Annotated in this window: 13 protein-coding genes and 1 pseudogene; 3 read left to right on the forward strand and 11 right to left on the reverse strand. The window is 63.1% G+C overall.

From position 1 onward, the window contains the following. Nucleotide 1 precedes the first annotated feature (1 nt). Complete coding sequence (locus EOA86_RS08930; RefSeq protein ID WP_245497194.1) at nucleotides 2-1219, forward strand: ubiquinone biosynthesis hydroxylase; 1218 nt, start codon at nucleotides 2-4, stop codon at nucleotides 1217-1219. Nucleotides 1220-1262: 43 nt separating this feature from the next. On the opposite strand, the gene EOA86_RS08935 is transcribed toward EOA86_RS08930, so the two are convergent. The 3 genes from EOA86_RS08935 to EOA86_RS08945 form a co-directional block, all read right to left on the reverse strand. After that, entirely contained in the window at nucleotides 1263-1790 is a 528-nt protein-coding gene (locus EOA86_RS08935; protein WP_065007237.1) for a hypothetical protein, read from the reverse strand. Nucleotides 1791-1903: 113 nt separating this feature from the next. Then, nucleotides 1904-2260 carry a YciI family protein gene (locus EOA86_RS08940; protein ID WP_128341275.1) on the reverse strand — a complete coding sequence of 119 codons (357 nt, stop codon included), beginning with the start codon at nucleotides 2258-2260 and terminating at the stop codon, nucleotides 1904-1906. A gap of 3 nt (nucleotides 2261-2263) precedes the next feature. After that, on the reverse strand, nucleotides 2264-2476 hold the full coding sequence (locus EOA86_RS08945; RefSeq protein ID WP_128341276.1) for a hypothetical protein: 213 nt from the start codon (nucleotides 2474-2476) through the stop codon (nucleotides 2264-2266). A gap of 191 nt (nucleotides 2477-2667) precedes the next feature. Here EOA86_RS08945 and EOA86_RS08950 point away from each other — a divergent pair, with 191 nt between their 5' ends. Beyond that, the gene (locus EOA86_RS08950) at nucleotides 2668-3093 is read left to right on the forward strand and encodes an OsmC family protein (protein ID WP_065007239.1); all 426 of its coding nucleotides are present in this window, start codon (nucleotides 2668-2670) and stop codon (nucleotides 3091-3093) included. A gap of 45 nt (nucleotides 3094-3138) precedes the next feature. Here EOA86_RS08950 and EOA86_RS08955 read toward each other — a convergent pair whose 3' ends face one another. The 6 genes from EOA86_RS08955 to EOA86_RS08980 all read right to left on the reverse strand — a co-directional run bounded on the left by EOA86_RS08955 (nucleotide 3139) and on the right by EOA86_RS08980 (nucleotide 8132). After that, nucleotides 3139-3780, reverse strand: coding sequence for a DUF480 domain-containing protein (locus EOA86_RS08955; protein ID WP_128341277.1), 642 nt, complete (start codon nucleotides 3778-3780; stop codon nucleotides 3139-3141). A gap of 47 nt (nucleotides 3781-3827) precedes the next feature. Next, the gene (locus EOA86_RS08960) at nucleotides 3828-4607 is read right to left on the reverse strand and encodes a succinate dehydrogenase iron-sulfur subunit (RefSeq protein ID WP_095520090.1); all 780 of its coding nucleotides are present in this window, start codon (nucleotides 4605-4607) and stop codon (nucleotides 3828-3830) included. A 64-nt stretch (nucleotides 4608-4671) separates the two neighbouring features. After that, on the reverse strand, nucleotides 4672-6507 hold the full coding sequence (sdhA, locus tag EOA86_RS08965) for a succinate dehydrogenase flavoprotein subunit (protein ID WP_128341278.1): 1836 nt from the start codon (nucleotides 6505-6507) through the stop codon (nucleotides 4672-4674). 5 nt (nucleotides 6508-6512) lie between these two features. Next, the gene (gene sdhD, locus EOA86_RS08970) at nucleotides 6513-6908 is read right to left on the reverse strand and encodes a succinate dehydrogenase, hydrophobic membrane anchor protein (protein WP_065007243.1); all 396 of its coding nucleotides are present in this window, start codon (nucleotides 6906-6908) and stop codon (nucleotides 6513-6515) included. Between the two features lie 2 nt (nucleotides 6909-6910). Beyond that, nucleotides 6911-7330, reverse strand: a complete 420-nt coding sequence (sdhC, locus tag EOA86_RS08975) for a succinate dehydrogenase, cytochrome b556 subunit (RefSeq protein ID WP_128341279.1) — start codon at nucleotides 7328-7330, stop codon at nucleotides 6911-6913. Between the two features lie 466 nt (nucleotides 7331-7796). Continuing rightward, nucleotides 7797-8132 (reverse strand): hypothetical protein, encoded by a 336-nt coding sequence (locus EOA86_RS08980; protein ID WP_065007245.1) that lies wholly within the window; start codon nucleotides 8130-8132, stop codon nucleotides 7797-7799. A gap of 235 nt (nucleotides 8133-8367) precedes the next feature. Between EOA86_RS08980 and EOA86_RS08985 the strand changes: the two genes are divergently transcribed. Continuing rightward, nucleotides 8368-8718 carry a hypothetical protein gene (locus tag EOA86_RS08985; RefSeq protein ID WP_128341280.1) on the forward strand — a complete coding sequence of 117 codons (351 nt, stop codon included), beginning with the start codon at nucleotides 8368-8370 and terminating at the stop codon, nucleotides 8716-8718. Here the strand turns inward: EOA86_RS08985 and EOA86_RS08990 are convergent. Together EOA86_RS08990 and EOA86_RS08995 are read right to left on the reverse strand one after the other, a co-directional pair. Next, nucleotides 8702-9852, reverse strand: a pseudogene (locus tag EOA86_RS08990) (GGDEF domain-containing protein). The gene EOA86_RS08985 and the pseudogene EOA86_RS08990 overlap by 17 nt on opposite strands. 52 nt (nucleotides 9853-9904) lie before the next feature. Next, the coding region (locus tag EOA86_RS08995) for a diguanylate cyclase (protein ID WP_128341281.1) at nucleotides 9905-10110 on the reverse strand (206 nt) is incomplete at its 5' end.

Consider the following 10110-nt stretch of genomic DNA (forward strand, 5'->3'; position numbering starts at 1 on the left):
CATTCTGGTCGCCGGCGCCGGTTATGTCGGGCTTGCCGCCGCAGTATCGCTGAAACAGGCGCGACCGAGCCTGGAAGTCGCTGTCGTCGACGCCGCGCCCGCCGGCGTCTGGCAAAAGGACGGCCGCGCCTCGGCCATCGCCGCTGCCGCTTGCCGCATGCTCGACCAGCTCGGCATCTGGGCCGAAATCGCGCCCGAAGCGCAGGCGATCACCGAAATGATCGTCACCGATTCGCGCGCTTCCGATCCGGTGCGCCCGGTGTTTCTCACCTTCGATGGCGAGGTCGCGCCCGGCGAAGCCTTTGCGCATATGGTCGCCAACCGGGATTTGAACGGCGCCTTGCGCCGGCGCGCTGAAAAACTAGGCATCGACATCATCGAAGGCGTCGCCGTCAGTGCCTTCGACGTGAACGGCGCCGGCATCACCGTGCATCTTGTCGACGGCGCAACGCTGAAGGCGCGGCTGCTGGTCGCCGCCGACGGCGTGAACTCGAAGCTGCGCGACATGGCCGGCATCAGGACGGTGAAATGGCAGTACGGCCAGTCCGGCATCGTCTGCACCGTGGCGCATGAACGGCCGCACAATGGCCGCGCCGAAGAGCATTTTCTGCCAGCCGGCCCCTTTGCCACGCTGCCGCTCAAGCCGGACAAGGACGGGACCAACCGCTCGTCGATCGTCTGGGTCGAGCGGTCGGAAGATGCCGAAAAACTGGTCGACGGCGACGACCTCGTCTTCGAGCACGAGCTCGAACAGCGGTTTGGCCTGAAGCTCGGCGAAATCCGCGTCGCCGACAAGCCGCGCGCCTGGCCGCTCGGCCTGACGCTTGCCCGCGCCTTCGTCGCGCCGCGCATTGCGCTCGCCGGCGACGCCGCCCACGGCATCCACCCGATCGCCGGCCAGGGCCTCAATCTCGGCTTCAAGGATGTGGCGGCACTGGCTGAAGTGGTGGTCGAGGCCGACCGGCTCGGCCAGGATATCGGTGCGCTCGACGTGCTCGAACGCTATCAGCAGTGGCGGCGCTTCGACACGCTGCAGATGGGCATCACCACCGATGTCCTGAACCGGCTGTTTTCCAACGACATCAGCCCGTTGCGCGCCGTCCGCGACATCGGCCTAGGCCTGGTCGAACGCATGCCGCGGCTGAAGGATTTCTTCATCCGCCAGGCGTCCGGTCTGTCCGGCGACACGCCGAAGCTGCTCAAGGGCGAGGCGATCTGAGCCCGGAAGGGCAGCAAACCAATATTGAGCCAGGCAATTTCGTTCAATTGACCTCGAAGCCCAGCTTCTGCCGCAGCCGCAGTATCCGCTGGTCGGATATCTTCAGGGGTTGCTCGCCAGCCTGCGCCGCGCGGTTCACCATCTGCAGCAAATCGTTTCGCTCAGTCACATCCAGACGTTCGCGCAGGAACGGCGCCAGCTTGTCGATGACAACAGTGGCATCGTCGATCTGTGACGCCGCCCATTTGGCGTAGACCACGGCCTCATCGGTCTTCTTGTCGTCCGCAATCTCTGAGATCATCGACCGAATCGCGGCTTCGCGCTGCGGCAGGACAGGGCCGTTCTCGGAAACGATGGCGGTGATCAGCGTCGCGGCCGCCACGACCGGATCGTCGATCGCCGTCAGCGGTGAGAGCGCCGCCTGCTTGCGCAGTCTCTTGCGGCGAATGTTCCCTTGCACACGGCCGACGACGTCCGCGACCTCGCGCGCCGCATCGTTCATGGCCTTCATCCGATACCACCAGAACGCCGCCGCTCCCAACAGCCCAATTGCAGCAATCAGTATATGCATGCCCGTGATCCCCAAACCGCAGCGACGATAGGAGAAGTGCTGCCTCGCTTCAACGCGCAAAAGTTGCGCCCGCAGAAGAAACCGATTCAGCCGGACGCAAAACAGAATAATCTCTAGGACCCCGGCACGTTGTAGATCGCCCTGACCTCGATCGCGCCGATTTCGGCCAGAGGGATGCCGCCGGCAATCTCCATCGCCTCGTCGATATCCCCGGCCTCGATCATGACGAAGCCGAGCAATTGCTCCTTGGTCTCGGCGAAAGGGCCGTCGGTGACCAGCCGCCTGCCCTTGCGCCGGCGCACGCATTTCGCGGTATTCACCGATTGCAGCGCCTGCGCGATGATCAGCCGGCCGCTATGCTCCACCGATTTGTCATAAGCCAGCGAGTCGGCGTCGAGCTTGGCCAACCTCTCCGGGCTCATTGCATAAAGGTCCTTTTCCTCACCGTAGACCAGGCAAACATATTTCATCTCTCATCTTCCTTGTTGGGACGAACCGTTGGCAACCGAGGTCCCAGCCGGGCTTTTGACCGCCGCATGATCGACAAGGGAAACCGCAATCCCGATGATGGCGACCGCCGCAAGCAGTCGACCGAAACCGGAAGGTGACCGATGCAACCAGTCGGTTTCTTGTTCAGCCGCCTTTCGGCCGGTGTCTCTCCAGTGGGCAGAAAACAAATCATTCATGTGATCCTCCATCCTGCCACGAAACCCGTGGCCGCCCGCAGGACGGCCGAGGCAGATGGAAGTCGACATTTTTGCACGCGGATTTTTTGCGTCGCCATTGGCGCGAAAAGCACGGGTGGCCTTCGTGCCCGCGCGCGCTATAGTCGATCAGACGCCGATCACGGCTCAGCCACCGCATCAAGGAGGAATTCATGGACCGCACCGCAAACGCCGTCTGGAAAGGCAATCTGAAAGAGGGCAAGGGCACGCTCGACACGCAGAGCGGGACTCTGAAAGGCACGCCTTACTCGTTCAAGATGCGCTTTGAGGACGAGAGCGGCAAATCCGGCACCAATCCGGAGGAACTGATCGCAGCGGCGCATGCCGGTTGCTTTGCCATGCAGCTTTCGCATGTCCTGGCCGAGAACGGCACCCCCGCCACCGAACTCGACGCCAAGGCCGTGGTGACGCTGATTCCGGGCACCGGCATCACCGGCAGCGCGCTCACGCTGGTCGGCAAAGTGCCAGGCATCGATGCCGCGAAATTCCAGGAGCTGGCTGAACAGGCCAAGGCCGGGTGTCCGGTCTCGAAGGCGCTCGGCGCGATAAAAGTGTCACTCGACGCCAAGCTCGGCTGAGCGGTCGAACCTCGCGAACCGGCAGCGCAATGGACCGGCGGGGCGCTACTGTCCCTCGCCGGTCAGCGCGTTGATGCGTGCGCGCAGCTGTCCGACCTCTTCCTCGAGAGCTTGCACGCGTGCTTCGAGATCCGAGGCCCGCGAAGGTGATTGCAGGGGCGTTCCAGCCACCACCGGCGTCTGCACCGGCCCGTACAAGAGATGCACATAGCGGTCCTCACGCTGGCCGGGTCCACGATCGATCTGCTGAACGAGCGGCGGCTTGCGGCCGATCAACAGGTCGAGATTGCTGCGAAGCTCGTCGATGGAGGGCAAACGCGCCATACGCTCGCTCCGCGCCAGCAATTCATAGGCGGTCTGCGGACCGCGCAGCAACAGCAGCCCAAGCAGCGCAATCTGCGCTGAGGTCAGCGAAAAGCGCTGCGCGACGACATGCTCGTAGCGCTCGACGCGCGAAGCAAAGACCTGCCTGACCAAGCCCTTGTGCTCAAGCTGGCCAAGCGCTCGTCTTACCTCGACAAGCTCGACCGACATCACCGGCTCGCGCGCCGTCTTCTGGTTGGCGGCGGCAAGTGCCGCATTGAGCGTCAGCGGGTAGATATCGGGCGTCAGTTCCTTCTTTTCGATTAGGCAACCGAGCACGCGCGCTTCGACGGGAGAAAGGATGGGCAGTTCGGTGTCGGTCATAGGTCGGCTATCCTTTTTAGGCTGGATCGCGACATGCGCCGCCGAAGCTACACCCTTCTCTCCACCATCATCTTCTTGATCTCGGCGATCGCCTTGGCCGGATTGAGCCCCTTGGGGCAGGTCTGGGCGCAGTTCATGATGGTGTGGCAGCGATAGAGCCGGAACGGGTCTTCGAGGTTGTCGAGCCGTTCGCCCGTGGCCTCGTCCCGGGAATCGATCAGCCAGCGATAGGCCTGAAGCAGCGTCGCCGGCCCAAGATAGCGGTCGCCGTTCCACCAATAGCTCGGGCAAGAGGTCGAGCAGCAGGCGCATAATATGCATTCATAAAGCCCGTCGAGCTTTTCGCGGTCCTCATGGCTCTGCAGCCATTCGTTGGCCGGCTCGGGCGACACCGTCTTCAGCCATGGCTCGATCGAGGCGTGCTGGGCGTAGAAATTGGTGAGATCGGGCACCAGATCCTTGACCACCGGCATATGCGGCAGCGGATAGACCTTGATCGCGCCGGAAATGTCATCGCAGCCCTTGGTGCAGGCGAGCGTGTTCGAGCCGTCGATATTCATGGCGCAGGAGCCGCAGATGCCCTCGCGGCAGGAGCGGCGCAGCGTCAGCGTCGGGTCGATCTTGTTCTTGATGTAGAGCAGCGCATCAAGCACCATCGGCCCGCAATCGTCCATGTCAACGAAATAGGTATCCATGCGCGGGTTCTCGTCATCGTCCGGCGACCAGCGGTAGATGCGGTACTCGCGCAGATTGGTCGCGCCCTCCGGTTTCGGCCAGGTTTTCCCGGCCTTGATCTTCGAGTTTTTCGGAAGCGTGAGTTCGACCATTATCTCAGGTCCTTTCGGATGACGAGCTTCAGCCCGGACCAAGTCGCGTTCACGGCGGCCATCGTCAATACACTCTCGCCTTGGGAGCGATCTTGGCCAGGTTGATGCCGCCGTCTGCTTCGCTAAGCAGCGGCTCGGTGTGCACCGGCCGGTAGCTGAGCGACACCTCGCCGTCTTCGCTGAGCCGGGCCAGCGTATGCTTGCGCCAGGCCAGATCATCACGAGCCGAAAAATCTTCCCGCGCATGCGCGCCGCGGCTCTCCTTGCGCGCCTCGGCGCCGTAGACGGTGGTGATGGCGTTGGCCATCAGATTTTCCAGCTCAAGCGTCTCGACCAGGTCGGAGTTCCAGATCATCGAGTCGAACACTTTTACGTCCTTGAGCTCGGCCCAGATCTGCGAAATGCGCTTGCAGCCGCTTTCCAGCGATTCCTGCGTGCGGAACACCGCCGCATCGTCCTGCATCGCCTTCTGCATCTTTTCACGCAAAACCGCCGTCGGCGTCGAGCCGTTGGCGTGACGCAGCCGGTCGAAGCGGTCCATGATCTTCTCGACCGCGGCTTCGTTGGGCGACGGGATCGCGGCGTTGCGGTCGATCACCTGGCCTGCCCGGATCGCCGCAGCGCGGCCGAACACCACCAGATCGATCAGCGAGTTGGAGCCCAGCCGGTTGGCGCCATGCACCGAGGCGCAGCCAGCCTCGCCGACCGCCATCAGCCCTGGCGACACCTGGTCCGGGTTCAAGGCGGTGGGGTTGAGCACCTCGCCCCAGTAATTGGTCGGCACGCCGCCCATATTGTAGTGGACCGTCGGCAGCACCGGGATCGGCTCCTTGGTCAGGTCGACGCCGGCAAAGATTTTTGCCGATTCCGAAATCCCCGGAAGTCTCTCGTGCAAAACGGCCGGATCGAGGTGGTCGAGGTGGAGAAAAATATGGTCCTTTTTCTTGCCGACGCCGCGTCCCTCGCGAATCTCCAGCGTCATGCAGCGCGAGACCACGTCGCGCGAGGCAAGGTCCTTGGCCGACGGCGCGTAGCGCTCCATGAAGCGCTCGCCTTCGGAGTTGACGAGATAGCCACCCTCGCCGCGCGCGCCCTCGGTGATCAGGCAGCCGGCGCCGTAGATGCCGGTCGGGTGGAACTGCACGAACTCCATGTCCTGCAGCGGCAGCCCGGCCCGCGCTGCCATGCCGCCGCCGTCGCCGGTGCAGGTGTGCGCCGAGGTCGCCGAGAAATAGGCGCGGCCATAACCGCCTGTCGCCAGCACCACCATTTTTGCCGAGAAGCGGTGGATGGTGCCGTCGTCAAGGTTCCAGGCGACGACGCCGGTGCAGGTGCCGTCCGGCTCCATGATCAGGTCGAGCGCGAAATACTCGATGAAGAACTGGGCGTTGTTCTTCAGCGACTGGCCGTAGAGCGTATGCAGGATGGCGTGGCCGGTGCGGTCGGCCGCCGCACAGGTGCGCTGCACCGGCGGGCCGTCGCCGAAATTCATCATGTGGCCGCCGAACGGCCGCTGGTAGATCTTGCCTTCTTCGGTGCGCGAGAACGGCACGCCGTAATGCTCAAGCTCGTAGACGGCGGCAGGTGCTTCGCGCACCAGATATTCCATGGCGTCGACATCGCCGAGCCAGTCCGACCCCTTGACGGTGTCGTACATGTGCCACTGCCAGGAATCGGGGCCCATATTGGACAGCGAGGCGGCGATGCCGCCTTGAGCGGCGACCGTATGCGACCGCGTCGGGAAGACCTTGGTGATGCAGGCGGTGCGCAGTCCCTGTTCGGCCATGCCGAGCGTGGCGCGCAGGCCGGCGCCGCCGGCGCCGACGACCACCACGTCGAACTTGTGGTCGACGTAGCTATAGGCGGACGCCGTGTTGGCGTTTTTCGCGTCCTTGGCCAAAATTTTCAGCCTCCAAATGCCAGTTTGAGCAGGGCGAAGATCGAGGCGACGCCGACCACCACGGGAAAGAATGTGTTGAGTGCGAGCAGCGCCAGCCTCATGCCCTCGCCATGTACATAGTCCTCGATGATCGCCTGCATGCCGAGGCGCATATGGTAGAGCCCGGACAAGAGCACCAGGGCCAGGACCAGCGCCACGAACGGGTTGGCAAGTGCGGCGCGCACTTCCGCATAGCCGGCGCCGTTCAACGCGATCAGGAAGCCCACGAAGAACAGGATCAGCGGGATGTTGGCGATCGCCGTCAGGCGCTGGCGCCAGAAATGCTCCGTGCCCTCGCGGGCGGAGCCGAGGCCGCGGACCTTCGCCAGCGGCGTGCGCATGTCGGTGTTGCGGTGGCTCACGATCAGGCTCCCCGTGCCATGTAGCCGGCGATCCAGATCAGCAGCGTCAGCACGATCGAGCCGGCCAGTGTCGCCCAGGCGATCCTGGAGGCCGTGTCCTTTTCAAGACCGGCCCCGGTATCCCAGATCAGATGGCGCACGCCGCCCAGCATGTGGTGCATCAGCGCCCAGGTATAGAAGAACAGCACCAGCCGTCCCAGCCACGAGCCGAAGGCCCAGTTGACGGCATCGAAGGTGGATTGCGAACTCGCCGCCGCCATCAGCCACAGCGCGACCAGCAGGGTGCCGAAATAAAGCGCCCCACCGGTGACGCGATGGATGATCGACATCGTCATCGTGATCGGCGGTCGATAGACGGTCAGATGCGGCGAAAGCGGCCGTTCACGTCTGGCAATTTCGCGGGTGGCTGGTGATTTGCTCATGGCTCCCCCAGTTCGGCGTCTCTGGAGCCCCAAGGGAAATGCGGCGTTACCGCTTCCGGTTGCGACTTCGGACAGCCGGTTTCTAATGCGCTTTTTGCACCGCGTCAAAGCCGGAAAATCGTTTCGAAAACGTAATTTAGTCTGACAAATGGGCGGTGTTTCGCTTCAATCGATTAGGGCGCGAGCCAAAGCCGGCGCAATGTTCGCTGCAGTGCGGCATATCTGCCCGATGTGTTGAGATTCACGTCAGGCCGCGCTGAAAATGGTGGATGCCGAGAACGGGAGCGGAGCGTACATTTCGGTACGGGAGCCCGCGCATGATTCCCGAAATCGAATTCGTTTCGGAAAGGTTATGCGCAAAATCAAAGTTCTACAGCGTCCTTTGCGCGCCTAAGAGGCAGCGCTGTAGGGAAGCGCAGGGATCCACCATTGCAGGCCGGCATCACCTGGTTATCGACACACCCGGTCAGCGGGTGCAGGTCAGCGGCGTCTTCCCGCCCTTCATCACCAGCGCGTCGCGTCCGTCGATCACGATTGCGTCATGCGCCGCACCGAAGCGGCTGCTTTGATTGGCGGGCGAGGCCGGCAGGTCCTCGCTGGCGCCGTCCGGGCCAAGCACGCGCACCGAAGTGCCTAGGTTTTCGATGGTGATCCTTGTGCCATCAGCGCAAGTGTAAGTGGCGGTGCGCGGCTGTGGTGAATCGGTCGCGGTGGCCGGCGCATTGGTCTGCGAGACGCAGGCAACGGTGATCAGCAATGGAACATGGACAAGCGTCACCCGAAACGTCCGGCTTAACGCCATATGCTGCTGCCTCCCTACGCGTCAATCCAGCCGCGATGCGTGGCCAAGATCACCCGCGCCGGCCGCGATGGTGCGGGCAAGCATGGCCGAAAGATGGCCGCAGGCTTCCAAGGCGCCGGATATTAACCATGTTTGCCGAGATCTGGCTGCCAGCAGGCCTGGCCTCTTAACAAAGGTTAATAAAAGGTTAATTTATGATTCGAGGAAGACTCGCCTCTGACAAATGGGGGACGCCATGCATCCGAATTCAGGCAGATCGCGCCTTACGGCGCTCATCCTGGTGGCGGTGGCCATCGGCCTCGCAGCACCGGCACTCGCCGGGACGCGCGACCGGGTCTACGCCGATTCTTTTGGCAATCTTGTCATCGAAAGCGCCGCCGGCTACAAGCGCATCCTCGTTGGCGAGGGCAGCCTGGCCAAGGAACTGTCGGACTACACCGGCGCCGGCCAGCCCAAAATCTATGAAAACGACGCGGATGACGTCAGCAGCCGCGACTGCTACAGGCCGCCGGTTTTCGTGAAGGGCCGCAGTTATATGTATGGGCTTTCCGACGGCGAGATGCCGGAACTCAGCCCCTGCCGCTGATCTTCGGCCCGGCGTTGGCAACAGCCGTCTGCCGGGTGGCGATTGATCCTATCGAGATGCGCACGCAATCGCGTCCGCTGCCCTTCGCCTGATAGAGCGCTTCGTCGGCGCGCCGCAGCAGGTCGGAAAACCCTTCGGCCGGGTGAAGCTCGGCAACGCCGAAGCTGGCGGTGCAACGATGGTCCGCCGGCAGACAGTCGATCGGCAAGGCCCCGAAAGCGCTGCGCGTCCCTTCGGCGAAGAGCCGCGCGGCGGCGAGGTTGGTTCCCGGCAGGATGATGGCGAATTCCTCACCACCAATGCGACCGAGCCGAAACTGTCGTTGATGCTCTTGAAATGATCGAGGTCGGCGATGACCAGGGCGACCGGAATACCCTTGCGCACGGCGTCACGCATCGCCAGCTCGGCATGACGTTCGAAGCCGCCGCGGTTGAGCAACCTCGATAGCGTGTCCGTCTCCGACTTCGACGTCGCCTCGGCGAGCACGTCGCGGACCAGGATGACCAGAATGAGAAGCGCGATTGTCAGGCCGAACACCGTGCCGAGCGATTGCGACACCAGAGCGTAGTTGCTCTGCAGATAGGCCTGCGGATTGACACCCCAGCCGCCCATTGCATGGGCGATGAACGGCTTGCTCACGAATTGCAGGGCGCTGGCCGTCAGAACGGCCATCAACGCATGGTCGAGCCAGTCGCGTCTTTGCCTGGACGACCAGACGATGCCAATGCCGACGAACTGCATGGCCGCATAGGGAAGCTGGTAGGCCATCATGCGGGCAAGCGACTGGCGCGGCAGGTCCTGTACGAAATACACGGCCACGGTGGCGACAAAAAGGAAGACGAGCATCGGCGCCCAGCGCGGCGCCACGCCGTATTTATGGGCAAGCCCGCCATTGAAGGCGATGGTGGCGCCCAGGAAAACGGCGAAACCCGCGACGACTGCCGGTCGCGCATTGTCGAAGATCGGAATGCTGAACTCGATGGCGAAATAGGCCATCCCGAGCAGATAACCGAAGACCAGCCAGCGCGCCGGCGCGCGCGCAACATCGTTGAACGAGATGGTCATGAAGGCAGCCGCCAACAGCCCAGCGACGAGCAAGTTGATTGCAAGGATGAACTCTGCGCCGCCGCCCATGTGGTTTTTCGCACTCCCTGCGCCAGCAAATCATGAACGGGCGAAAAAGACGTTAACGTCGGCCTGGAGCGGGATGATCAGCGGCTTTGAGCGGTTCCACAACGAGCACCGTTTCCGACCGTTCATGGGATAGCTGCACGCTGTCGCGGCCGTTCCTCTTGGCTTTGTAAAGCGCCTCGTCGGCGCGGCGCATCAGCGGCTCCAGCCCTTCCTCGCCGGTACGGGCCGCCACGCCGAAGCTCGCCGTCACTCTTGTAC

This window comes from Mesorhizobium sp. M5C.F.Ca.IN.020.32.2.1 (assembly GCF_004023105.1).
Taxonomy (GTDB): Bacteria; Pseudomonadota; Alphaproteobacteria; order Rhizobiales; family Rhizobiaceae; genus Mesorhizobium; species Mesorhizobium wenxiniae.